This is a genomic window from Cupriavidus sp. 05T313, assembly GCF_056396665.1.
The window spans coordinates 34,098-58,912 of record NZ_JBFTLX010000096.1 but is presented as its reverse complement, the minus strand read 5'-3'; the positions used below and the strand labels follow the sequence as shown (position 1 = coordinate 58,912).

General features: G+C 63.6%; 23 protein-coding genes. 3 read left to right on the top strand and 20 right to left on the bottom strand.

The genetic code is table 11. From position 1 onward, the window contains the following. On the top strand, positions 1 to 465 hold a 465-nt coding region (locus tag AC1DKD_RS20900; RefSeq protein WP_477143657.1), incomplete at its 5' end, for a glycosyltransferase family protein. Between the two features lie 188 nt (positions 466 to 653). Here the strand turns inward: AC1DKD_RS20900 and AC1DKD_RS20895 are convergent. The 18 genes from AC1DKD_RS20895 to AC1DKD_RS20810 all read right to left on the bottom strand — a co-directional run bounded on the left by AC1DKD_RS20895 (position 654) and on the right by AC1DKD_RS20810 (position 22,206). Then, a complete protein-coding gene (locus AC1DKD_RS20895) occupies positions 654 to 1,796 on the bottom strand; it encodes a glycosyltransferase (protein ID WP_441626144.1) in 1,143 nt (380 codons plus the stop codon). Positions 1,797 to 1,847: 51 nt separating this feature from the next. Then, a complete protein-coding gene (locus AC1DKD_RS20890; protein WP_441626142.1) occupies positions 1,848 to 3,149 on the bottom strand; it encodes a glycosyltransferase in 1,302 nt (433 codons plus the stop codon). A gap of 410 nt (positions 3,150 to 3,559) precedes the next feature. Then, positions 3,560 to 4,648, bottom strand: coding sequence for a glycosyltransferase family 4 protein (locus AC1DKD_RS20885; protein ID WP_441626140.1), 1,089 nt, complete (start codon positions 4,646 to 4,648; stop codon positions 3,560 to 3,562). 133 nt (positions 4,649 to 4,781) lie between these two features. Further along, the gene (locus tag AC1DKD_RS20880; protein ID WP_477143656.1) at positions 4,782 to 5,927 is read right to left on the bottom strand and encodes a glycosyltransferase; all 1,146 of its coding nucleotides are present in this window, start codon (positions 5,925 to 5,927) and stop codon (positions 4,782 to 4,784) included. A gap of 334 nt (positions 5,928 to 6,261) precedes the next feature. Then, entirely contained in the window at positions 6,262 to 7,671 is a 1,410-nt protein-coding gene (locus AC1DKD_RS20875; RefSeq protein ID WP_441626136.1) for a hypothetical protein, read from the bottom strand. A gap of 255 nt (positions 7,672 to 7,926) precedes the next feature. Next, positions 7,927 to 9,189 (bottom strand): class I SAM-dependent methyltransferase, encoded by a 1,263-nt coding sequence (locus AC1DKD_RS20870; RefSeq protein ID WP_441626134.1) that lies wholly within the window; start codon positions 9,187 to 9,189, stop codon positions 7,927 to 7,929. 277 nt (positions 9,190 to 9,466) lie between these two features. Continuing rightward, complete coding sequence (locus tag AC1DKD_RS20865) at positions 9,467 to 10,045, bottom strand: putative colanic acid biosynthesis acetyltransferase (RefSeq protein WP_441626132.1); 579 nt, start codon at positions 10,043 to 10,045, stop codon at positions 9,467 to 9,469. Positions 10,046 to 10,094: 49 nt separating this feature from the next. Then, positions 10,095 to 11,087, bottom strand: a complete 993-nt coding sequence (locus AC1DKD_RS20860; RefSeq protein WP_441626130.1) for a GDP-L-fucose synthase family protein — start codon at positions 11,085 to 11,087, stop codon at positions 10,095 to 10,097. Continuing rightward, positions 11,080 to 12,288, bottom strand: coding sequence for a GDP-mannose 4,6-dehydratase (gene gmd / locus AC1DKD_RS20855; protein WP_441626128.1), 1,209 nt, complete (start codon positions 12,286 to 12,288; stop codon positions 11,080 to 11,082). Before gmd ends, AC1DKD_RS20860 begins: the two co-directional genes overlap by 8 nt. Positions 12,289 to 12,553: 265 nt before the next feature. Continuing rightward, positions 12,554 to 13,498, bottom strand: a complete 945-nt coding sequence (locus AC1DKD_RS20850; RefSeq protein ID WP_477143655.1) for a glycosyltransferase family 2 protein — start codon at positions 13,496 to 13,498, stop codon at positions 12,554 to 12,556. 199 nt (positions 13,499 to 13,697) lie between these two features. Then, the gene (locus AC1DKD_RS20845; RefSeq protein WP_441626124.1) at positions 13,698 to 14,597 is read right to left on the bottom strand and encodes a response regulator transcription factor; all 900 of its coding nucleotides are present in this window, start codon (positions 14,595 to 14,597) and stop codon (positions 13,698 to 13,700) included. A gap of 832 nt (positions 14,598 to 15,429) precedes the next feature. Then, the gene (locus AC1DKD_RS20840; protein WP_441626122.1) at positions 15,430 to 16,692 is read right to left on the bottom strand and encodes a glycosyltransferase WbuB; all 1,263 of its coding nucleotides are present in this window, start codon (positions 16,690 to 16,692) and stop codon (positions 15,430 to 15,432) included. A 38-nt stretch (positions 16,693 to 16,730) separates the two neighbouring features. Further along, entirely contained in the window at positions 16,731 to 17,792 is a 1,062-nt protein-coding gene (locus AC1DKD_RS20835) for a glycosyltransferase (RefSeq protein WP_441626120.1), read from the bottom strand. 1 nt (position 17,793) lies between these two features. Next, complete coding sequence (locus AC1DKD_RS20830) at positions 17,794 to 18,831, bottom strand: GDP-L-fucose synthase family protein (RefSeq protein ID WP_441626118.1); 1,038 nt, start codon at positions 18,829 to 18,831, stop codon at positions 17,794 to 17,796. Positions 18,832 to 19,150: 319 nt separating this feature from the next. Further along, complete coding sequence (locus AC1DKD_RS20825; RefSeq protein WP_441626116.1) at positions 19,151 to 19,483, bottom strand: hypothetical protein; 333 nt, start codon at positions 19,481 to 19,483, stop codon at positions 19,151 to 19,153. Between the two features lie 659 nt (positions 19,484 to 20,142). Continuing rightward, positions 20,143 to 20,676 carry an FCD domain-containing protein gene (locus AC1DKD_RS20820; RefSeq protein ID WP_477143654.1) on the bottom strand — a complete coding sequence of 178 codons (534 nt, stop codon included), beginning with the start codon at positions 20,674 to 20,676 and terminating at the stop codon, positions 20,143 to 20,145. Continuing rightward, positions 20,606 to 22,018 carry an AtzE family amidohydrolase gene (locus AC1DKD_RS20815; protein ID WP_441626112.1) on the bottom strand — a complete coding sequence of 471 codons (1,413 nt, stop codon included), beginning with the start codon at positions 22,016 to 22,018 and terminating at the stop codon, positions 20,606 to 20,608. Before AC1DKD_RS20815 ends, AC1DKD_RS20820 begins: the two co-directional genes overlap by 71 nt. Then, entirely contained in the window at positions 22,015 to 22,206 is a 192-nt protein-coding gene (locus AC1DKD_RS20810; protein ID WP_441626110.1) for an AtzG-like protein, read from the bottom strand. The genes AC1DKD_RS20815 and AC1DKD_RS20810 overlap by 4 nt, the downstream gene beginning before the upstream one ends. 511 nt (positions 22,207 to 22,717) lie before the next feature. Here AC1DKD_RS20810 and AC1DKD_RS20805 point away from each other — a divergent pair. Together AC1DKD_RS20805 and cynS are read left to right on the top strand one after the other, a co-directional pair. Further along, complete coding sequence (locus AC1DKD_RS20805; RefSeq protein ID WP_255350710.1) at positions 22,718 to 22,846, top strand: hypothetical protein; 129 nt, start codon at positions 22,718 to 22,720, stop codon at positions 22,844 to 22,846. Positions 22,847 to 22,909: 63 nt separating this feature from the next. Then, positions 22,910 to 23,353: a cyanase gene (cynS, locus tag AC1DKD_RS20800; RefSeq protein WP_035875095.1), complete on the top strand. Its 444-nt coding sequence runs from the start codon at positions 22,910 to 22,912 to the stop codon at positions 23,351 to 23,353. Between the two features lie 272 nt (positions 23,354 to 23,625). Here the strand turns inward: cynS and AC1DKD_RS20795 are convergent, their stop codons facing one another. Both AC1DKD_RS20795 and AC1DKD_RS20790 read right to left on the bottom strand, forming a co-directional pair. Continuing rightward, positions 23,626 to 24,069 carry a nucleoside deaminase gene (locus AC1DKD_RS20795; RefSeq protein ID WP_276286936.1) on the bottom strand — a complete coding sequence of 148 codons (444 nt, stop codon included), beginning with the start codon at positions 24,067 to 24,069 and terminating at the stop codon, positions 23,626 to 23,628. Between the two features lie 142 nt (positions 24,070 to 24,211). Next, positions 24,212 to 24,805: a response regulator gene (locus AC1DKD_RS20790; RefSeq protein ID WP_441626107.1), complete on the bottom strand. Its 594-nt coding sequence runs from the start codon at positions 24,803 to 24,805 to the stop codon at positions 24,212 to 24,214. Between the last annotated feature and the right edge of the window lie 10 nt (positions 24,806 to 24,815).

Here is a 24,815-nt window from a genome sequence, read left to right as displayed (position 1 = left end):
ACCGGGGACTGGGTCAACTTCATGAACTCGGGCGACTGTTTCGCGGATGAGTTCGCCCTGAAGAGAATCGCAGAGGCGGTCGGGGAAAAGCCGGAATGCCGTCTCGTGTATGGCGACAATATCAGCGTGCGTGGGCACGAGTCCGCGGATGTCGTCGATGTGCTGAAGGCCGGGATCATCCATGCCTGCCACCAGGCGATGGCATTCTGGATCTGCGATCTGCGGTATGACGAGCGCTGGCCGATCTACGCCGACCTGGACTTTGTGCTGCAGTACTACCTCCGCTTCTCCAAACAAGCGTTCTACTATCTCGGCGTGACGCTGTCGTCGACAGAGGAAAGCGGAATGAGCGCAGCGCACCCGCACCGTAAGCGGCTGGAGAAATTCGGAATCCTGCTGACCAGGCTCGGCCCGCTGGCGACGCTGCGCGCCCTTGGAAGCGCGGTGCTGCGCAAGTTCCTGTAGGAAGGACGGTCCTTGTCGTGCCAGGCGCGATTCGGGGCGGCCGGGCGGATGACCGGCCTGCCGTGCTCAGGATACCCGCTCCGTGCGGCATGCCCGCGATCGCAGCGGAGCTGGCTTTCCTTGGAATCTGTCGACTCGGAAAAATGAGTGCCCTCTCCGTCGTTTGATTCCGTATATCGGAATCTTCCTCAATCCATAGCCTCGATGAGCCTGCACGCCGCAGCGGAGATATCGAAATTTCGATCGAAACAGCGTCGCGCACTATTACGCATCGCTATCCAGTCCTCCCGGGGCAATAGCATCATGCGGATGATTGCCGAGCAGACCCCTTCTGCATCGTCCGAACTCACAATTCCTCCACCGCTACTCTGTATTTCTCGCCAAATATCTACCTGGTTGGTAATAATTACGGGTATTGAAGCGGCTAATGCCTCAGCAATGGCCAGGCCATAGTTCTCCTGGTGTGACGGCAATATAAAGGCATACGCGCTTGACAGGAGTCCCCACTTTTCATCGCCTTCGACTAATCCAGTGAAATGTATTCTCCCCAGGCCGGCGCCGGCGTCCGCGCGGACTCTCAATTCCTTGATATATTCCTCCGGCCCCGGGCCCGCGAAAACGAGTTCGATATCCTCCACGGAGGAGAGTGCTCTGGAGAATCCATCTATCAATATATCGCAGCCATTTTTTTCGTGCAGCCGACCGAGAAACAAGAGCCTTCTCGCATGAGTGCCGTTCGGTCTGTGCTGCGCCAGGGAGTCGGCGAGCTGCTCCAAATCTTTTGCGGAATTTTTAATTCCTGTCGGAACAATTTTTCCCTGGAATTTTGTAAATGGGAAAGCGGTGATTCCCTTTCTCTGTTCTTCGGGATTCGTGAAAAATATATCGTTGGCCGAATTTAGATTTTTGCATTCAAAGGCGAGCCAATATATTATTTTCTTTATGTATTTTAATGGGTATTTTTTGTTTATGATCGGGTCCAGCGTGCTGTGTGGAAAAACATAGTATGGGACGCCAAGCGATCTGCAAATATGCCCGGAAATGATGGAGTGCAATTGCCAAAGGCCGTGAATCAGCACTACATCGGCCGCGGCTGCACGCCGACTCAGTAGGTGCCAGAGATCTGAATAAAAACCGAACTTGGAATTTTTATCGACAACCGCCTCCCAGGAGATATCTGGGGGCCAATGGCGCGCTTCCTTGCTGCTATCGAGGGTTATGACGTTGCATGTATGCCCCATCGATTCAAGTTGAAGGCAGAACTGAGATACGTACGCCGAAACGTCTTCAGTGGCGGGATTGAGTGTTGGGGTAACATGAAGTATATTCATTTCACTACTCCGTCGCCGTCGCAGGCAGCATTGAAACAAGAAACTCCTCACTCATTCTTTGAATGTCGCTTTGACTATATCAATTCTCTTCACGTTCACGGATTGCATTCGGTATTTTTTTGCGAGTAGCAAGCAGCCAATAAATAGCCCTCTGACTCTCGGCCATAAGAGATCCATGTCTGATGATTTTTCCGCTCGCTCTCTTAGGGAGATGCAAGTAAGCTTTGTTATCTGGATGGCGGTCGAAAGATAATAGAGCGGAACAAATCCGATGGTTCTTGCCAGCGTCATCCCATTTGCAATTTTCGCGTATCGCGAAATAATCGGGCGGCTTGCACAGAAGCCGGAAATCATCTTCCTCAGGGTGACCGGGTTCATCCGGCGAGGATCGATCGCATGTACAATTTGCGCGCTATCCTGGTACCATCCGTCATAGCCCGCCAAATTAATTGCCAAGCATAGTTCCGTATCGTCGCCAGCCAATTGTGATTTCCCTGCTCTCCCGCTGAGAATGGGAACAAAACCAAAGCAATAGAGCCTGATGATAACGGCTGCTCGACAAGCCATTCCGGCGCCCCAGACTGGAGAGCCATGATCGAGGCGGCCGCTCTGATCGTATTGCCGTCCCACGGCATAGCTCGTGGCATGTACCTGAACATCGTCGGGAAATCGTGAGCCAGTGGGCAATCGCGTACTAACGCCGATCAGTCCGATATTTGGCTCATTTTCAAAGATCCGTATAATTTCCGGAAAATAATCCTCCGAGGGCAGGTTGTCATCATCGATAAAGCAGATGAATTCGCCGCGTGATGCCAAGACGCCCGTCCGCCTCGCATATGCCAATCCTTGTCGTCCTTCCTTGACAATTCTAAGTGCGGAACAATCAGGCTCATTCAACGCGAGCCTGGCAAGCATTTGAGTATTGTCGCTGGAATTATTGTCGACAACGATTATCTCCCACTGGTCTGCGGGCAGGCAAGATTGCGCCATATAGGCGCAATGCTTCAACGTCTGCGTGATCCGGTCTGCGGAATTGAAGCAGCAAATAATGATGGAGATCTTCATCTTGGAGCCAATTTTGGGATGTTTGATTTGTTCACCATCAGAATCATGCAAATGGCGATTCCTGTTTCCACAATCAGCCAATTCATCGCTGCGCCTTCGGCGCGCAACATAATTGGAAGAAGGCAGACGCTCAGCAATGAGGCGACCGTATCCATCGCTGCCCAGGGCGCGCGTCAGCAACGGTATTGTCACCAACGGCAAGGCATAGGCCGCGATTTGAACAAGAAAGAGATATGAGGAAAGCCGAGCGAGAGACTTCGGCGCCTTTTCGGCTTGAATGAGCGGCATTAACAGTTACCCCAAAGCTCGGATTTGACGCTTCTCACAGGACGTTCAAATGCAAGGACGGTGCCGGCGCATAGTTTGGGCAATAGGTCAGGATCTAGTTGGGTGGAGGTGTCGATCGTGTCCACTGGGGAGCGTTGGTCGCGTTTCCCGTGGGCTGCCATTTCTACAGCCATCGCATCGAACACTGCACAACCGGCACGAACTTCCTATTGCTCTACACAAACGTACCGCGCCGCGGATGCTTGCACCGTTCGGCAAGCCACACATAGGCGGTTTGCAGTGGGTGCCATGGAGTCCAACTGCTATTGCAGCGCTAGCTCGCAGGGCTCTAGCCTTACCGCGCTTCATGCCCAGGCGTGCACGCCGTCTCGGCAGGCTTATCTACTCAACGAATTTCAGATTCAGGACCGTTAGCGTGCATGTTCAGCGTGGCATATCATCTGGACGATCTGACCCAGGGTTTCTCCCGCGTGCTCGCGATCGATCCGGAACTGGTCGCGCAGCGATGCCTGCAAGTGAGTGATTTGCGTAAGCTGGGGTTGTTGCTTGCGCAGGAACGCAAGCGCGCCAGCTACGAAGTCGGCTCCCTGGGCGACTACGAGTCCGCCGTCGCCGCGAATCATCGAGGCAATGCAGCCGCGGTCGTTGGCGATGACCGGAATGCCATAGCTATGGGCTTCAAGCACGGTAAGCGGAGAGGCCTCGTTCGCATATGTACTGGGGAACACCAGCACGTCGATGCCGCAAAAGAACTGATGCTTGGCTTCGCCATGTACCGCGCCGACGTAGCGGGCGGCGGGTGTCCGGGCGAGCTCCGCGTTGAAATCCGCAAGGATTTCCTGCGCGACAGGCCCGGCGATGCGCGCATCGATGTCCAGGTTCAGTTCCTGGGCGCGTTGCACCAGGGCAAAGAAGGTGAAGATGCCCTTGGCCGTGGTGATATTCGAAAGAAAGCCGATCGTGAGCTTGTGGCGCTGCGATGGCTGGGGGACATCCTCCTGCTCGAAGTCAACCAGGCTCGAATTGGGCAGAACGCGTACCTGCGTGGCGGGCAGGCCGTATATCTGCATCAGCTTCTCGCCCATGCCGTCGCACAGCGCAAGATGCGTGGCCCCCGGCGCGCACCATAGCAGCGCGCGCGTGTACCAGCGCGCCCTGCTGATGTAGGCAAAGCTGTGGTGATGGATGAAGATCCTCAAGCCAAAGAGATGTGCCGTGAGTGCAAAGGGGATATCGAGCATTTGCCCGAGCCCGCCTGATATGCCCATGTAGAAAGAGCGGGGCCGCTGCGACAGGCAGGCGTACAGGAGCCGGATCCAGAGCATGAACCGCCGGCAGAGGCTACCTGCCAGCGCGAGCTTGCCGGTGCCCGCCCAGCCAGTGTCCAGCGTGATGACGCTGGCCTGCTTGCGCAAGTGTTCCAGCATGCGCAGGCAGGCCGCGGAATAGCCATGCACGGGCGGTGGCAGTGGACCCAGGAAGATAACTCGATTGGACATGCTGTTCCTCAGCATCGATAGCCTTGTGTTTCCGTGGCGTGCCTGGCGCCGCTGTTGCGGCTTTTGCCGAGGTGCGCCTGCTCGGGCCGCGGCACCACGCGGCGTAGCCCGCCGGTGCGTTGCGCGGCAACGTTCAGCGTCGTGCCTCCTCAAGGATCGTGATGCACCCGTCCACGATGGTGCGTCCAGCCGCCGCCGGCGTGAACTCTCCAATGACTTCCAGGCACCTGCGGGCCGTGACTTCGACATCGCTAAAGATCCGTACCGCCTGCCCAAGGGCGCCGGCAAGTGCCTGGATGTCGCGAACCGGAAACGTCAGGCCGGTCTCTCCTTCCAGCACCAGTTCCGGAATACAGCCGCAATGATCGCTGACCACCGCGGGGCAGCCATAGCTCAATGCCTCGTTGACCACCAGGCCCCACGCCTCGCTATGGCTTGGCAGCACGAGGCACGTGGCACGGCCATACTCCGCGGCCAGCTTGTCAATGGCCATCGGGCCAAGAAACTCCGTTGCCGCTGTCACGCCGAGTTCGCCGGCGAGCCGGTCCAGCGATGGCCTGTCATCACACGGGCCGGCCAGGACCAGGGTGGCGAGCGGATGCTCGCGCAGGACCAGGGCAAAGGCGCGCAGAAGGTCCTTGACCCCCTTTTTTTCCGAGATTCGTCCGACAAAGAGGAACCTGGGCGACGAAGGCGATGGCGCCAGTTCCAGGCGACGCTTCTCTGCGTGTTCCGGGCGGTACCCATGTGGCAGGGCCGCCGCCTGGCAACGGCCGAATACCCGCGACGGCTCGGCCCCTAGCGACACGGCGTAGGCGTAGCCGCGCTGTCCGTAGACGAATACGCCGTCGCAGTGTCGGAAGAAGAATACCTTCAGGCGATGCTTGATCGGATTGCTAGGCTGATCCATGGCCGTGGCGTCGCAGAAGACGGCGCGCCGTTTGCCGCGCACCATGCAAGCAAGCAGCATGGCCCAGTACTCGATCAGGTGATATCCGGGCATCACCACGATGTCAGCCGGCGAGCGCCACACCTCCTGCACCAGCCGCAGGCAGAGCTTCCAGCGGGGGATCGCTTCATAGGGGAGGTCGAACAGCACTCGATGCGGATACTTGTGATAGCTCGCGTCGACGTTACTCATTGACGTGCGGCCGCCGTCAGTCGGTACTACGTGAGAAAAGCGCACGCTCCGGCCAAGCTGGCGTGCATGCGAGAACGCCTCGCTGAAGACCGCGCCCTTGTATTTGGGCCATAGCATGTTGTGATAGATGTCGATCATCCTGCCTGCCTCTCAGTTCCCTCAGCCTCGGATATCCACTTGCAACGCGAGTGGCGCCAACTCCGGAATGGCGGTTTGACGCCAATGTACGGCTGCCATGCTGTCAGCACCGTTTGCTAGCACACAGATTCAGCGCGGCTTCGGGGCGGAACGCGGGCCGCGCATCTGCATCGACGACGGCTGCGGCGTGGCGCGCGCCAGCTGCGGCATGACGCCGAACCGACTCGCGTGGCGAGTCACTGCTCGACGTTGGCGATGGCGGTAGCGCGGTGTCGCCGCCGCGGTCCAGGGGCCACGGCGGCATTCGGGAGTCGATCAGCGAGACCGACGCTGCTCAGGATGTGACCGGGTGTGCCGGCAGCGAGTCAATGCGCGCTCGCGCGCGCTTTCGGCGGTAACGCATCACACGGTCTACCGCAAAGAAGGCCAGCGCCGCGCCCGAGCCGTAGGCGACGGCGACCATCAACGCGCCGCGCAGCAGGAAGATCAGATAGAGGGAAAAATAGATTCCCGCGGCCTGCGCCAGAGGATTGTCCGAGTAGCAGAACTTATCAAGCAAGCGCGTTACCCATGCAAGCGCCACCGCTGCGATGACGACGCCAAACACGGAGAGGTCGACATAGGCTTCCGCGACCAGAGGTGCCGACAAGTTGTCGAAATCCATCTGGTAGTTTGCTGACAAGTACTGTCCGATTACGATGCCCGTGGCCAGCGGTTTGGTTTCCCAGAGGGTGTGTGGAACAAAGAACAGGAACGTGCCAAGCAGCTGCCTGCCCAATTGAATTCCCTGGCGGTCAACGAGCTCCACCATGGTGTGGAGATTCGCCCAGGCATCATAGTGCAACTGCAGAAAGTGGGAGAAGTAGAGATCGGGATCGAGTATAGCCTTGAGATCCCAGGACTCCACTTGATTGTGCGTGAAGGCCGAAGACAAGGGGAAGAACACCCCCATCAGAAGCAGGAGCACGGTGATCTGGACGCGTGACGTGCGGGCCAGCCCGGGAACCAGCAGAAACAGCAGCCCCAAATAGACCGGACCGAGCGTATTGCGTTTCTCGATTGCGGGGTTCAGGTTCACCAGTACACAGGCGAGGAAGAAGAGGAAGAAAAGAATCCAGACCGGTTCCTTCAGAAAGCGGGTCCGCTTTGCCGCGACAATCATGAACAACATCGGCACCGGGATGAAGCAGAAGAACTTTTGCTCGAGGAGGTAGGCGGGCGATGATTCGAACGTCCCCAGCGTGACCAGTTCGATGGACCGCGTTGACAAGTAGACGGTAAGAAGGCCAACCGGTACCAGCAAGAGCGCTCGACGCACCGATAGCCGGGTGGAGGGATGGCGCGTCGGCGGACGAACGGAATGGCGCCTTGTGCGGATGAGGATGTAACGCCTGGCGAGCAGGTAGCTCAGCACGAAGGTCATGCAAAGCAGGTTCGTGATGACGGCGTACGTCTCGTTGAGAACCGAGGTGTTGACAAGGTTCTCCTCTAGCAAGGCCAGTTGGACATTCGGCGCAAGGAGCAGAAACATCAACTCGAAAAGCAGAACGGCCGCGTCCGCCATCGACGGGAGCCTCTCATTGTTGTGCATCACCCAGTGTGCGGCGATGACGGCCGCCAGCATGAACGACGAAGCCAGCAACGTGGGCGTGCTGACGTGCGACACGGAATGGCAGATGCTGACCAGCGAGACGATCAGCGCGATCATTACCATGTCCCACACCGCGTTGAGCGGGATACGCATGTGCTGACTCCTCTCACTATTTCAAGGCAGACCGCCGGGCAGCCTGCTCGCGGATGGGAGGGACAAAGCCGGCATGTTGTCCGGCGGGCCGTAGGCAGCGCCCCGCGTCCCCTGGCCTGCGGGCGTTCTCCCGATGAAGCGCCTGGGGCGCCTCGCCCCAGGCCTTCGCAATGGTCCCAAGTGTTGCCTTTGGTGCGGGAGGGCGTATGTTCGGCAGGACACACCAGCCATCATTTGGCTGGCGGGGGCGTCGCCTTACCCCGGCGCGGCGCGGTCTGCGAACTCACGCCTGGCCACGCAGAGCAGGCTCAGCGCAGCGGCTCGGGATTTGGGGTCGATGCCGGATAGTCTTTGCGCCACCCTGATTTTCAGCGGCTGGCGGCCCATGACACCGTCCAGGCTTTCCTTGCCCACATAGTGGTTGTGYGGATAGATGTCGATGCGGAACCGGAGGCCTTCCAGCGTGGAGCGGAGTAGTTGCTCGGAAATGCCGTCGCCCGGCCTGTGATGCAACTCCGTTGCCTGCGCCCAGGACTGCTCATCGTCCTCGGCGCAATGCCCCCCGCGCTTGAGCCAGCGGTAGATTGGCAGGCGCAGGTTCCAGAGGATCAACGCCAGGCCGCGAAAGTCCCAGGCGGACTGCTGGGGATCATGGTCTAGGATCAGCGTGCCGCCGGGCCGCACGAGGCGTGCCGCCTCCCTGAGCACCGTTGGCATGTCATCGCAATGGTGCAGCGACCCATTGATGGCAACGATATCCGCCACCCCCGACCTTAACGGCAGATTGTGCGCGTCCGCCAGCAGTGGCACGTAGCCGACCCTGGCAGCGTGCACAAGGCTTCCGTGCGCGATATCGACGCCAATTGCGATGCGCGGCCGACCTCCCAGCGTGGCGAGTAAATTCCCCGGACCGCAACCGATGTCGATCAGCACCTTTCCATCCAGCGTACCCACGGCGGCATGCCAGCGCTCGCGCAGTTCCGGGTAGCGGTGTACGGCTGCAAGCCAGTCCTCCATCCACCGGGGATGGCTGAAATAGTGTGCGTTCGCCTTCATGCCAGCGCTTGCGTGCGGAATATCCACCGCAGGGATCATTGTGCCGCGCAGCATGGTGTTGGCGGCGAGGTAGGGGCGGAGCTGCTCGAAATAGGGTTTGACGGCGGTGCCCGCACCTTCGTCATCGCGATGGCCTGGCGACCAAGTGAATTCGGACGGCTCCCTTTTTGCCAGTGTGCTGCTGTCCGTCGGGTGGGCGATATCTGGATAGGATAGGGTATTCATCGGCGGGGTCGAGTCCATGAAAATAACGATTTTCAGATACCTGTCCCACGGCGAGATACGCGCAAAAGAAGTCCGCCACAGGCCTGGTTGCCTGTGGTTGCCGAGAAAACAGATGAAAGTCGGCATCCCCGGTCTGGGTTCGCGGCTTATGCCGTTCACCCCGATGCCATTGCGGACCAATATCAACTGAGTCGGCATGGCATTGTGTTGCAACGACGCAAGCTTGCGCTTGGCCATCGCGGAATGTCAGGCGACGATTGATTTGCTGGCTTTTGTAGCGGCTCTGGAATTACCCTGGCCAGTAAAGAATGTAGCAGTGCAGCATTTCTTCAGGCAAGAACTATGTCTTGCCGATACTGTGTGGGAGCGCACAGATGGATTGAACCGGTCCGTGCGTCCGGGGGGCGCCCATGCGGGTCCCGGGCGACGACGGCAGGCCGCGGCATTCCATTGGCTCGGCAACGAGATTGCCGGCCGCGCGACACCGCATGGGAATGACGGCAAAAGGCGCGGGCTAAGCCGCGCTTTCCACGAACTTCAGAACCGGTTCCGGCAGTCGTGGCTTGATCGGACGGCACGGGCTGCCTACGCAGACCATCTTTGCCGGCATGTCTTCAAACACCGCGCTACGGGCACCGATGACGGCTCCGTGGCCGATGGTGACACCGGGTGCGATGAAGACGTGGCAGGCAACCCACGCCTCGTCTTCCACCCGGATCGTTCGGGAGCGAATCGGGAAGTCCGGCAAGCGGTAGTCGTGGTCGCCCCCGCAGAGGTAGCTGTGCTGAGAGATCACGGTGTTGCTTCCGATGATGATCTCGCCCAGGGAATAGAGCTCCACATCGTCACCGATCCAGGAATGGTCGCCGATCGTTATCTTCCACGGATAGGTGATGCGCACGGTGGAACGGATGATGACCTCCTTGCCTACCCGTGCGCCGAAGAGCCTTAGCAACCATCGCCGGAAGCCGTCGGCACGGCGGAGCGAGTGGCGGAACAGCGTCGCTTCGACGATCCACCACAGCTGTACGATAAACGCTGAGCGTCCCCGGAAGCCCTCTGGCATTTTGAACGATGACAGATCTTGCATCATGTCGGTCTCCTCGGGCCATCGCGTGGCAACAGGTCGCACCGCTGGCCTCTTACGTTATGGGAACTGCCTCGGTCTGCGCGGGGCCCAGCAGGCCGCTGGCTAACGCGTCCTCGTAGGCCCCGCGCAGACCGGTTGCCAGGTTGACGCGCGGATTCCAGCCGGTTTGCGCCAGTGCATTCCAGTCAAGCCGCTTGCGCGGCGTGCCATCCGGCTTGGTCGCGTCAAAACGGATTTCACCGCGGTAGCCGGTCGCCCGGGCCACCTCCATCGCGAGTTCGCGGATCGTGAGTTCATCGCCACTGCCGATATTGAGGATCCCCGTGGGCGCGGCGCAGGCCTGATAGGCATCCTTGGACATTGCCATCACGTGGCGGCAGCCTTCGGCCAGGTCGTCAGCGTGGAGAAACTCCCGCATTGGCGTGCCGCTGCCCCAGACCGCCACCGTGGCGGCGCCGGCGATCCGCGCCTCATGAAACCGCCGGATCAAGCCCGGTATCACGTGGCTGTTTTCGGCATGGTAGTTGTCGCCGGGACCATACAGGTTGGTGGGCATGACGCAGCGATAGTCGGTGCCATATTGCCGGTTATAGCTGTCGCACATGGCAATGCCGGCGATCTTGGCAATGGCGTAAGGCGCGTTGGTGGGCTCCAGCGCGCCTGTCATCAGCTCGGTCTCCCTGATCGGCTGGGTGGCCAGCCTGGGGTAGATGCAGCTCGAGCCGAGGAACAGCAAGCGCTCGACATGGCTGCGCCAGGCCTCGTGAATGACATTGGCCGCGATCATCAGGTTTTGCTGGATGAACTCCGCCGGGTAAGTGTTGTTGGCGTGGATACCGCCGACCCGTGCCGCGCCGAGGTAGACCTGCCCGATGCCTTCGGTGGCAAAGAACTCGCGCACCTGTTGCTGGTCGGTCAGGTCGAGTTCCGCGTGGGAGCGGGTGACGATGTCGGTTTCGCCGGCAGCGCGCAGCGCCCGGACGATGGCGGATCCCACCATGCCGCGGTGGCCCGCCACGAAGATACGCCGTGTGTTCCTATTCATGATGATTGTAGGCACGGAAGCCGGCCATCCTGACCAGGGCATCGCGGCGCGCCGCGGAGAAGTCTGACTCGGTCATCTCGCGCACCAGTTCTTCGAAGCCGATGCGCGGCGACCAGCCCAGCCGTTCGCGCGCGCGGGTGGCGTCGCCCAGAAGGGTTTCCACTTCCGTCGGGCGGAAGTAGCGTGGGTCCACGCGTACGATCACGTCTCCGGCCTTGCAATGCGAGGACAGCTCCGGCCGGCTCTTGTCGACATGCGCGATCACGCCGACTTCGTCCACGCCTTCGCCTTCGAAACGCACGGTAATGCCGAGTCCGGCCGCGGAGCGCTCGACAAATTCGCGTACGCTATGCTGCTCGCCGCTGGCAATCACAAAGTCCTCCGCCACGGCTTGCTGCAGCATCAGCCACTGCATTTCCACGTAGTCGCGCGCATGGCCCCAGTCACGAAGCGCCGAGAGATTCCCCAGGTACAGCGTGTCCTGCAGGCCGAGCGCAATGCGGGCGATCGCGCGCGTGATCTTGCGGGTCACGAAGGTCTCTCCGCGTACCGGGCTCTCATGATTGAACAGGATGCCATTGCAGGCATACATGCCATACGCCTCGCGATAGTTGACGGTGATCCAGTAGGCGTACAGCTTGGCCGCCGCGTAGGGGCTGCGTGGATAGAAGGGCGTGGTCTCCTTCTGAGGAATCTCCTGCACCAGGCCGTACAGTTCGGAGGTGGACGCCTGGTAGAAGCGAGTCTGTTTTTCCAGCCCCAGGATCCGAACGGCTTCGAGCAGACGCAGTGTGCCGAGCGCGTCCGTGTTGGCGGTGTACTCCGGTTCCTCGAACGAGACCTGCACATGGCTTTGCGCCGCCAGATTATAGATCTCGTCCGGTTGCGACTGCTGCACCACGCGGACCAGGCTGGCCGTGTCGGTCATATCGCCATGATGCAGTACCAGACGGCGGTCTTCTGCCTGCGGATGCTCATAGAGGTGATCGATGCGGTCGGTGTTGAACAGCGAACTGCGCCGTTTGATGCCGTGCACTTCATAACCCTTGTTGAGYAGGAACTCGCACAGATACGAGCCATCCTGGCCGGTGATACCGGTAATCAGCGCGCGCCGCCGGCGCGCATCCCGTGGCGAGCCTTGTGCTTTGTCCTGGCTGCTTGCCGCCACATGACCGAGAGGTTCCACTTCGTTTGCGCCCATAGCGTTCCGATGTCCGATGAGTGTGATTCTTGCCAAGCAACCCAAAGCGCGCCGGGCGGCGAGCCGGATCTCGGCACGATGCCAGGGCGACCTGCCGTGCCGCGTGCAATGCGGACGAGGGCCGGTTTTTGGACTGTACTGCCGGTGTGCACGGATAACCGTTTGCTAGCACACATAGTGCGGTGCCGCATTTGGCCGGTGCGGGAACAGCCTGCCGCAGGCGTGCGCAGAAACGGGTACGCAAGGGCCGCCGCGGCCAGCGGCCTCAGCCTTGCGTCAGGTTTGCGCCGATGTCGCCCGATGTGGTGGCAATACCAGCGCGGGCGGGACTGCGCAGATGGTTCCACAACGACCGGGCTGTGGCGCAAAACGCGGTCGCGCCACGCAGTCCGGATCGATGCAGGTTGGATGCGAGACTGTGCGTCAGTGCCAGCAGCAGGAAGATCCCGGCTTTTACCCGGCGGTGCTGGTAGTGGCTGTAGCGGTGGAGCGTCGCATAGATGCGGGAGGCTTCGGCCAGGTGGCCGGCGTCGAGGGGTTCGGCGCCGGGGATATGCTGGTTGGCGGCGCTCGGCAGCCACTCGATACGGCACCCGCCGTCGAGCACGACATGGCTGGCCAGGTCGATCACGTCATAGCCACCGGCCAGCCTCTCGTCGAATGCGACATGCCGGAACAGTTCGGATGGAAACACCGTGCTGTGCAGCATCACCGAGCAAAGGCGCTCGCCGTGGCAATAGTTCAGCGAAGGGTACCCCAGGAATGAACTCTTCTTCGGCTTGCACTTCTGCCCGTCGCTCAGGCTGGGGCCGGTGACGATCAGTGGTGTGGCGGCGCCGGTGCCGCCGCGGCGATAGACATCGTCATCCGCGATCCGTTCGGCCACCTGCTGCAGGAACGTCTGACCAAGCACCGTCTCGTCGTCGATGAACAGCACGTGGGAGCCCGTGATGACCGGGAGCATGCGATTGCGGTTGGCGGCATTCCCGCGTCGCGGCCCTTCCAGGTATCTCACCGCAGGAAACTCGGCGCGCATCATCTGGCGCGTGTCATAGTTCGTGCTGTCGTCGGATACCAGTAGCTGGTGCGGCGGCACTGAGGACGCAAGCGCGGAATGCAGCGCGCGACGCAGACCGGCCGGATGATTCCGGGTGCAGATGCAGAGCGAGAAGCTCGGCAGGGATGTGCTGGCTGGCATGATGCCCTCCATGGCAGGTACTTGGCGGGCCGATCGATTCGCGGCAACGCACGCCATGGCCGGTGCAGGTTTGCCATGGACCGGTTGCGTTTGCCGATTTCCTCGCCGAGCGGTTCTCAGAGGCGGCGTGCTGTCTCCGCCGTCGCGGCGTCAGGCGCCGCGATGGCCGGCGACGCGCACTGCTGGCGCGGCCGCCGTATCATTGGCGTCGTCAGAGCGCGGCGCTGCCGGCACTGTGCGCCTCGGTGCGCCGGGCGCTTGCCGACGCCATGGTGGTCACGCGCTCGTCGCCACTGACCCAATCCAGCGTCGCGCCGCGCTGCAGGGCGGCATAGACAGCCTCGCCCTTGTTGCGGACCTTGAGCCGCTGGTACAGCGTGCAGGCGTGGCTCTTGACTGTCGCCACCGAGATATTGAGCATGCGGCTGACCGTCTTGATCGGATGGCCGCGTGCGAGCAGTACCAGTACCTCATACTGGCGCGGCGTGATCTTGAGCATTTCCGCTTCGTCGTAACTGGGCTCCGCGTCGTCGGTGCGGGACGACAGCGATTGCGCGCTGGCCAGCGCGCTGCGCAGTGCCGAGCGCGGTGTAGCGGCACATGCGGCGACCGCGTGCGGATCGGCCTGCACGGCGACAGCCAGCGGCAGGGGCGCTGCCGACGCGAGCGAAGCCGTTGCCGGCAGGGCTGAGCGCGATGCGGCAGGGGCCGCTCCCACACCCGGCTCGGTGGCGAGCAGCAGGCCATGGCTACCCGAAGCCGCCATCCGGATGGCGGCTTCGATTACCGGCAACGATGCCGACTTGGGCAGGCAGCCGCAGATATTGCGCGCACTGTCGGCGGAAGGTACCCACAGCGGGAGTGCGTCGGCCAGCACCAGGATGCGCTTGGGCGCGATCAGTTCGCGTACGCGGTCCAGTTGCTGCCAGCCGGAAACGGTATCGGCGGGCATGCCGAACACCATCAGGTCGGCGTTGCGATGACTACCATCAAGGTGGGCGATGTCGGTGGGCGAGAGGTTGACGACGTGCCCGGTACCGTGGATGTTCTCGAGCATTTGAAACAGCCCGAGACTGAGCAAAGGATGCTCCTCTATCAGCAACGCGTTCATGCTTTTATGACTCCCCGTTAATCGGAGCAGGGAGTGCGGGACGCTTTTGCGTTACGGAATGCCAGCCTGCATGGCGCACGCTGGCGGCGCCTGCAAAGTACGCTGTAACCCCGTGCTTCCGTGCTGCATTGTGCTCCGTTTTGGGTGGAACTATGTCAGCGCAGCCAGAAGAAGGACCCGAACCCTACCCCGAGAAATCTCGCCCCATAACAGGCTTAAAATCATCTTATGGGCTGGTTGGAGGGAATGCAAGCGCTCCTTTCTCAACCTGTCAAAAGGATGGTTGAGAGAGTTTTTACAATCCGGAAAGCGTTGATGGGACTGGCTTGGCGGTGTTAGCCAAGCGTCATTCAAATAGCTCCGGACCGAGTTTCAGAGGTGAAACAAATCGTTTTGCGAAAGTTTCAGCGGTGAAACGGATACTCTCGCCGGGAGGTCCACTTTCGACTTTATTTCACCCTTTCGGGGGTTGGCTGAATATCACCTGATACCGCTTTGCTCCACTATTGAAACTTGGCTTGCGGGCGTAATTTTTCTGGTCTTGCGCCAATGGCTGGGAGGATGGCCAATTAGGACTAATGCAAAAGGATGAGTCCGGTTTCCTACCTCTGGACGAGTGGCGGAGGTCTGATGGACGGCCGGCGGATTTGCTACCGACTCGCAGGGGAGAACGTCGGGGGCTGCTCTGGTAAATGTGGTTCGGAAGGCCCGGCAACCCGGGCCGGCGAGGCGGGGTGAAGCGTGCCGCCGCCGGGACGTACGAAAGCGCACTTGTCCCGGCGTACCGGCAGGCACTTTCCGTGGAAGGACGTGAACGCCGGAGCGGCGCGCGCTATTCGCCGCCCAGCCCGACCGCCTTGGCCGCGCCCGCGGGGTGGTGGCTGACCAGCGCGAACAGTGCGCTTTCCAGGTCGCCCAGCACCATTTCGCGATCCAGGTGCTGTTCGGCCCAGCGGCGGCCGGCGCCACCCAGATGCGCGCGCAACGCGGGTTGCGCGGCCAGCGAGTCGATGGCGTCGGCGAGCGCGGAGGCGTCGCCGGGTGGCACCAGCACGCCGCATTGGGCGACCACGCGGCCAAGTTCGGTTTCCGGCTCCGCAGTGGCGACGACCGGGCGAGCGCTTGCCAGCATGCCGGTCAGCTTCGACGGCATGACCAGATCGGCGGCGCCGGCGCGCTGCGGCAGCAGGTGGATATCGGCGGCGGCCAGCAGCGACGCGAACATCCCGGCCGGTTGCAAGGGCAGGAAGCGCACCCGTGGCAGCCCCGCGCAGGCGGCTTCGAGCCCCGCCCGCCCGGCACCGTCGCCGCAGAAGATGAAGTGCAACCGCTCGTGGCCCGCCAGCAGGCGTGCCGCTTCGGCCATGACGTCCAGGCCCTGCTTGGCCCCCATGTTGCCGGAATACAGTGCCACTATGGCCTCGCCAGGGATTTGCAGCGCACGCCGGGCCATCGCGGCGTTGCCGGCGCCGATTTCCTGCAGGTTGATCCAGTTGGGCAGCAGTGCCGTACGCACTGCTTGCGTACCCTTGCCGCACGCCAGCGAGACCATGGCTTGCGAGATCGACGAGACCCGGTCGAAGCGCGACATCAGTTGATGCTCCACGCGCAGTGCCAGGCGGCGCAGCCAGGGCCGGCGCAGCAGCCCCAGCGCGAAGGCCGCGTCCACTTCGTAGTCCTGCACGTGCAACCAGGTCTTGCAGCCGCTCAAACGGGCGAAGAGCAACGCACCCGGCGCGCACATCAGGGGTGGTTCCACCACAAACAGCACGTCCGGGCGCCAGCGTAGCTGCCACATGACGCTGGGCAGGCTGGACAAGGCAAAGCTCGCCAGGTGCAGCAGCCGCGTGATCCCGCCGGGCCGCCGCGGCACCCAGACCGGCGCGCGAAACACCGCCACCGGGCCGCGTTGCTCGCGGCGGTACTGCCACGCGCGATAACCCTCTCCGACACGCCAGGCCGGATAGTACGGCGGCGCGGTGACGACGCGTACTTCATGTCCGCGTGCGGCCAGCCATTCGGCCTGCTCGCAGGTGTACTTGCCGATGCCGGTCAGTTCCGGCGCGTAGTTGAGGCAGTACATCAGTATCTTCATGGTATCGGGTTGCCTCGGTGCTCGGGTTCGGTGCGCACTTATTCCTCGGCAGCCATGATCCGCATGCAGCCGGCGGCGATGGCCCTGCCCGCCGATGCGGGCGTGTCTTCCAGCGCGATCGCCTGGCAACGGGCGGCGGTAGCGGCGGCATCGCCGAATTGCCTGGGCACTTGCGCAAGGCTTCCCGCCAGCGCGGCGGTATCGCCGGCCTTGAAGTACAGGCCGGTAACGCCATCGCGGACCAGTTCGCCGGCATCGTCGTTGTTGACGCTGACCACCACCGGGCAGCCGTAGCTCAATGCTTCGCGCACCAGCGGATGCCAGCGCTGGGCCGCATCGGGCAGTACCAGGCAGCTCGCCTTGCGATATTCGGTCGCGAAATCCGGTTGCGCCATCGTGCCCAGGAAGCGTACCGATGCGCCCAGCCCCAGCGCGTTGGCCGTGGCGCGCAGCCGCCCGTAGCCCGGGCCGGTGCCGACCAGCGACAGCGTGGCGGCCGGCCACGTTTGTCTCGCGGCGGCGAAGGCGCGTAGCAGCAGCAGCAAGGCCGGTGCGTGCGTGAGCGTGCCGATGTGCAGGAAATTTGGCGCATGTGGCGCTGGCGCATGCTCGATGCGCTCGCGCAGCGCGGTGCCGGCATCGAACCGGTCCGGCAGTACCGCGGGCGGGCGGCAGGCGAAGATCCTGCGCGGCGGCACATCGGCGGCGATGGCGCGCGCGCACCCGCGCTCGCTGCCGACGAAGACGCCATGGCAATGGCGCAGCAGCACCGCGTCGGCCAGCGCGCCGAAACGGCCGGGCATGCTGGCAAAGGCAGCGCCGTGGAAGAAGGCAGCGCGCCGCCGTCCCAGTACCATGCTGGCCAGCAACATGGCCCAGTTGTCCAGCCGGCTCTGACCGGCCAGTACCACCAGCGCGCCGGGACTGAGTGTGATGGCACGCACCAGTTGCAGGCGCCGCCGCCAGGTTCCGGCTTCCGCGCTGCCGGTGGGAAAGACCACCTGGCCCGGCCATAGCGCGCCAGTGCTTGTTGCCGGGCCGTTCGCCGCGGCGAGCGGGGACGGGTCACGTTTTGCGAAATGGCGAAGCAGTGGTTTCATGTCAGGCCTCCCCAGGTTGCGCCGGTGCCGTGCCGTGGGCCAGCGTGCCGCTTTGCAATGCATCGAGGTAGGCCAGCCGGAGGCCGTCGCGCAGCGACACGGCTGGCTGCCAGCCTGTCGCCGAGAGCGCCGTGCAGTCGAGCCGCTTGCGCGGGGTGCCGTCTGGCTTGCCGCTGTCGAAGACAACCTCGCCGCGAAAGCTCACCGTCTTTGCCACTAGTCCCGCCAACTCCCGGATGCTGACTTCCTCGCCGCTGCCTACGTTCAGGAAGCCGGCCGGCGCGGTTTTCCGGTAGGTGTCTTCCGATAATTCCATCACATGCAGGCACGCCGCGGCCAGGTCGTCGGCGTAGAGAAACTCGCGCAGCGGCGCTCCGCTGCCCCACACCGGCGCCTGCTGCGCGTGCGCCATGCCGGCTTCATGGAAACGCCGCAGCAGCGCGGGTATCACGTGGCTGTTATCGAGGTGGTAGTTGTCGCCGGGACCGTAGAGATTGGTCGGCATCACGCTGCGGTAGTCGGTGCCGTACTGGCGGTTGTAGCTCTCGCACAGTGCGATGCCGGTGATCTTGGCCAGGGCGTAGGGCGCGTTGGCGGGCTCAAGCGGGCCCGTCAACAGCGCCGCTTCCCCGATGGGCTGGGGTGCGAGCTTCGGATAGATGCAACTCGAACCGAGGAACAACAGGCGCTTTACGCCAGCGCGCCACGCTTCGTGCACGACGTTGGCCGCGATCATCAGGTTCTGATGGATGAACTCGGCGGGATAGGTGTTGTTGGCGTGGATGCCGCCTACGCGGGCGGCGGCCAGGTAGACGGTGTCGACGGCTTCCGTGGCAAAGAAGTGGCGCACCTGGTGCTGGTCGGCCAGGTCGAGTTCGGCGTGGCCGCGCGTGATCGTCTCCGCTTGTCCGCGCGCGTCGAGCGCACGCACGATGGCCGAGCCGGCCATGCCACGATGTCCCGCCACGAAAACGCGTGGCCGCCGCGGCAGCGGCGATGGCGGTGCGTCCGGCGGCACTACGGTGTCGGCTTCACGCATGATGGTGGCGGGCCTGGAAGGCTGCCAGCTTGCCGAACGCATCGCGGCGTGCCGCAGCGCCCGTGCCGCCGCAAAGGATGAGCGGTACGATCTGCATGTCGTCTGGCATGGCACGTCTCCTTCACACGGCACGAGGCCTGGCTCGCCCTCGCGGCGAGCCGAGTGACGGGTAGTGAGGTGACTGTAATGCCCGGTCCCGGGAGGGACTGTTCCCTAGCACACACTTGGCGGCGGCCGGGCAGGCGCGCAGACCGCGCGCCCTGAAATGAAATCGTCCCCGCCTCGGCGGGGACGATTGCGCGATGGCGCGGGATCCGCGTTAGCGTACCCAGTAGCCGGGGCGCATCACCCAGCCGCCGCGCGGGCTTTGCACCCAGCGCTCGGGCACATAGCGCTGGCCCGGCCGCGCGTGTTGCCAGTAGCCGCCGCGCCAGTCATAGCGGCCGCCGTTGGCTGTCCAGTGCCCCGGGACCCAGGCCTGGCCGGGGCGAGCGGCCGGACGTGGCTCATAGCGCGGAGGGGGCGGGGCCGGGCGCATGTATGGGTTGCCGTGATAGCCCGGCGGATAAGCCTGGGCCTGGGCCGGCGAGATCAGGCCAAGCGCGGCGCCGGCGGCGAGGGTGGTGAGGGCGAGCAGCAGTTGGCGTTTCATGATTCAGCTCCAGGGATGCGAACGATGCATTGGGTATGGTCGGCGCTTTTAGTGTGGATTACCGGGGCCCGCTTAATAGCGGTCGTGGTAGCGGTACGGCGGCGGGCCGCCGCGCGGGGGCACCACGATGCAGGCGGACAGCAGGGCCGCTGCGGATGAGAGCAAGACAACCAGGGCGATGGCGCGTTTCATGTCGGGGACTCCGTGACTGGCTTCGCGTTGAACATGGCCTCACTGTAGCCATCGGGCCGGCGCCGTTGTGCTTGCACTTGTAAGGCTTGCTCACACTTGCGCAAGGCGCCGCATCCTGCGCCGCATGCCTTCGACTGCCCTTGCACGTGCCCCGCCAGCCCTTGCCTGCATTGGTTGCGCGGACTTTGCCGAGCGGCCCGTCGCAGGCTGAAAATAAAACGGGACCGTGGCCGGTCCCGTAATGTGGCGTTACATCGGAAATAACTCGCGCAAAGATTCTGCCCGCGCGGTGGCGTCTTTGCGTGGCGGAACCCTGGCGTTCAGCCTGAGCGGGGGAGCCGTCTCAGGTCGCAGTCGACTCTCTTGGCCGCGGGCCGGTCGGCGTGCTTCGGTGGTCTCCGGACCCACGCAGAAATGGGTACGCTTTGAGGAGGGCGGGCTTCGTCGGGCGCCCGGGATGGCTTCCGCTATGGATGCGGGCTACTGCCGCCGGTGCGTATCGTCTGCAAACGGTGCAGCGTGATCTTGCGCACTTCGGCGCGGCTTTCCTCGATATGGCCGGACAGCAGCAGCACGGCCCGCTCCGCGCACTGGTGCTGTATCTCGCCCAGGATGGCGGCGTGCTCGTCATAGGTGGCGGTCACGCGCGCGGCGCAGGTGAAATCGAGCCGGCGGATGATACGGATGCGCTCTGTCAGCTGCCGGTGCACCGTGGCGATCTCGCGGTTGCCGGCCGCGGCGACCAGCGCGGCGTGAAAGGCTTCATCGTGCTGCGCCACCAGGCGGCCGTCTTCCAGCCGCTCTTTTTGCGGCGCGCGCCAGAACTGCGCGAGCCGCGCCAGCGCGCCGTGCTCCACCGCTCGAAGATATCGTCGCGCAACTGCGCATAGACCGCTTCGGCGCGCGAGGAGGCGCGGATTTCCACGCTGCTCATGCGGCAGCCAGCGCCAGCAACGCCGACGGCCGCGGGCAGGCCGCGACGCCCATGGCTTCGAGCGCATGGGCTGCGGCGAAGGCAAGGTCTTCCCGCCATGGCGGCGCAATCAGTTGCACGCCGAGCGGCAGGCCATCCGGTCCCGCCAGCGGCACCGTGAGCACCGGCAGCCCGACGCAGGAGACGGGCTGCGTGAGTAGCCCCAGACTGGCGCGCGCGGGAAGCACCTGGCCATTGATTTCGATGCTCTCCTGCCCGGCCAGCGGTGCCGCCACCGGCGTGGCCGGCGCGATCAGCAGGTCAGTGCGCGCGAAGACGCCGAGCATTTCGTGGCGGAACGCTGCGCGAACCTGCTGCGCGCGCACGTACCACGCAGCCGGCAGGACCAGCCCGGCCGCCAGCCGGTCGCGCGAGAGCGGCTCCATCTCTGCGTACCTGTGCCTGAGGTGCTCGCGGTGCAGGTGCCCGCCCTCGGTGCCGGTGATGATGAAGGCCGCCGCGCGTGCGGCCGCCGCGCCAGGCAGGCTGACGACATCCGCTGCCGCGAGCGCCTCGGCCACGCGCCGGGCGGCGGCACGAGCGGCGGGACCGGCCATGTCATCGAAGTAGCCGTCAAGGCGCGCGGCGCGCACGCGCAGCGGCGCCTGCCCGCTCACGGTTTCGATGGGACGGCGCGCGCAGGCGGGGTCGCGGCTGTCGGCATACTGCAGCACATCGTAGGCCGCAGCCAGGTCCGCCACCGAGCGCGCGAAGGGACCGACGTGGTCCAGGCTGTGCACGAAGGGGTAGCTACCGCGCCGCGACAGCCGTCCGTAGGTGGGCTTCAGGCCGAAGATGCCGGTGAGCGCGGCCGGCACGCGAATCGAGCCATTGGTGTCCGAGCCGAGCGACAGCGGCACCAGGCCCGCGGCAACCGCAGCCGCGCTGCCGCCCGAGGAGCCGCCCGCCACGCGGGCGAGATCGTGCGGATTGCGGCAGGTGCCGCGATGCGCGTTCTCGGTGGTGAAGCCGTAGGCGAATTCATCCATGTTGAGCGTGCCCACCAGCACCGCGCCTGCCTCGCGCATGCGGGCCACCAACGCCGCGTCACGCCGTGCGGGAGCGCTGCCCGCCAGCACGCGCGAGCCCGCCAGCGTGGTGACATTCGCCACGTCGAACAGGTTTTTCACGGCGTAGGGCACGCCCGCCAACGGCGGCAGCCGCGCGCCCTGGGCACGCATCGTGTCGATGCGGCGCGCTTCGGCCAGCGCGCGTTCGCGCGTGACGGCCGTGAAGGCATGCAGCAGCGGATTGCAGGCCTCGATGCGCGTGAGCGTGGCGACGGCCACATCCAGTGCGCTGCGCGCGCCGGTATCGATGTCGCTGCGGATCGTCAGCGCGGACTCGAAGCGGAAATCATGGACGTTCATGGCCTGTATACCGGGGCCGGCGCGTCATGCGCATCGAACGGGTGCGCCAGCATCGGCCCCGCCACCGCGGCGACGCGCAGGAACTGTTCGATCACGCGGGCCTCGGCGTCCGCCGGCAGTTCCAGGCCGTGCAGCCTGAGCGCACTGCGGGCGTAGTGCGCCAGCGTCTCGTCGCAAAGCTTGGTCATGGCATTTCTCCAGGGTTTCGCCGTTCCCAGGCCGGGGACTGAAGAGGCGCGCGGAGGCTGGGATCCGAAAGTCCATGCGGCACGGAGATTGCCGAGAAAGGCGATGCATCCACGCGCGTGGCATGTTGCGCTCTTGCTTGCATGCGGTCTTGTATGCAAGCAATGGCTGTGCCACGTAGACCGCGGCGCGCGCGTGGGAGGCCGTGCCCGGCGCTGCACCGCATGGGGGCGCGGCGGCTGGCCGCGGGTGCGTATCCACGCCGATATTCCCCGTGGCAGTGCGCGCCCGATAGTGCCGGGGACGGAGCGGTGCACGGCGCAAGCGACCGTGCGCAGTGGCACGAACCTTGCGCCGGGGGCGGGAGCGTCCCCATGCCGGTCCGCTTCCGGCATGACGCTGCGATCGCCACATTGCCTGCGGCTTTCGCATCGGGGGTGCGCGTGGTGACGCGGATTCGCGCGCGGCCGCACCGGGTCTCGAGGTCGTGCGCACGAAAGCGCCGGAGGCGTGATGATGCCGATTGTCCTTGTTGTGCTGGCGCTGCAGGCCTTTGTGCCGGGCGCCACCTCGTTCTCCGCGCTGGCGCGATACGACAGCGCGCGCGCCGCCGCCTGTACCGGGCCGGACGGGCTTCCCTGACTTTGCGCAGCGGGAAGCGTCCGTGCCAGCGACACCTGACACATTCAACCGAAAGGACTGCAAATGAACCGTAGCGACGTAACCGACCTGATCATCGAAGCCAAGGTCACCAAGGGCATCCGGTGGGCCGACGTAGCTGGGAAGGTCGGCAAGAGCAAAGAGTGGACGACTGCCGCCTGCCTGGGCCAGATGGCCTTCGACGCGGCAGGCGCGCGGGCCGTTATGGAGATCTTCGGCTTGCCGCCGGAGGCCGAACCGTGGCTGCGCACAGTGCCTTACAAGGGTTCGCTGCCGACCCCGGTGCCGACCGATCCGCTGATCTACCGCTTCTACGAACTGGTCAGCATTTACGGCAGCACCTTCAAGGCACTGATCCACGAAGAGTTCGGCGACGGCATCATGAGCGCGATCGATTTCCGCATGGACCTGCAACGCGAGGCCGACCCCAACGGCGACCGCGTGCGTATTGAAATGTCGGGGAAATTCCTGCCCTACAAGACCTACTGAGGATCCTCCGGAGAGGTCCGGCACCGGTCGTCCCGCGCGCTGCCGCGGGTTTGCGGGCCGGATTGCCGCCTGGATTCCATCACGCAGAAACGGGTACGCCCGGATTCCGGGCCACGCAAAATGTCACGCAGAAACGGGTACGCTCAGCCTCCAGGGCGCGCAAAATCCACGCAGAAACGGGTACGCGGCAGGGTCCGGGCACTCACGCAGAAACGGGTACGCTTTGATTTCGCGCCACGTGATGGCCGGGGGGATGCCCGCGCGTGGCCGCCTTAGGCACCATAGAGTTCGGCCGCCGTCATGCCCGCCGGCAGGCGGGTGAGCGGCAGTGGCGGCGGCGTCAACGGCAGGCGCAGCGCCTGGTACACGGCTTCGCTGGAGAGTCCGTAAGGGGCCGCGTCGGCGTTGTCGAACGCGTAGTAGACCGCCTCCACACCCGTCATGGTTAGCGCGGCCAGGCACATCGGGCAAGGATGGCCGCTGGCGTAGATCACCGCACCCTTCAGGCTCGGCCGTCCAAGTTTGCGGCAGGCAGCACGGATGGCCTCCATCTCGGCGTGGGTGGTGGGGTCGAAGCTGTGCACGATGTCGTTGACGCCAGTCGCAACCAGTTCGCCATCCATCGCGAGTACCGCGCCGAACGGCCTGCCGCCGCGCGCGCGATTGGCCTGGGCAAGGCGTACCGCTTCGCGCAGATATTGCTCATGGATAGACATTGGGGAACTCCTGGGTGAGGGCGATGCGGCTTGCCTAACTGTTTTCGCGGGGCGCGGAATGCGTAAATATGAAACCTGCCCTATAAAATTTTGTGAAAAAAATGATATATAATGCCGGGGCTGAAGCCCACCATCGCCTATCCTAAGCTGTCGCGCCGGGGCTGACCTGCAACGTCACGACCAGCGACTGCAGTACCGACATCGGGATCGGCTTGGAGAAAACGCGGATGTGCGCGGGTATGCCGCCGCGGTCCGCGATAGCGTGCTTGTCGAGAGAAGTCACCACGACGATCCGGGTCGCGGCAAATTCCTGCTGCGCGTCGATGGTCCGGCACAGGCGGAAGCCATCGATGCCGGGCATGATCAGATCCAGGACGACCAGGTCGGGTTTGCTGCTGCCGATGAGCAACAGGCCATCGTAGCCGTTGGTGGCGTCGAGTATCTCGACCGGCGGACTGAGGGTTTCCAGCGCCATGCGGTAAATCTGCAGCAGGTGTTCGTCATCTTCCACCAGCAGCACGCGAAATGGTCTTGCGGCAGTCGCCGTGGGTGCCGCCGCCTGGTTGCGCTGGTCGGCCACCATGCGGTCGACGGCGTCGGCCGGGATCCTGCGATGCCCGCCGTCGGTCTTCCACGCGGGTAACCGGCCGTTCTCGACCCAGAGCTGGACCGTGCGCAAGGACACGCCAAGCATTTCGGCGGCGGTCTTGGTGGAATAGAAACGCAGATCGGTCATAGAGTCTTGT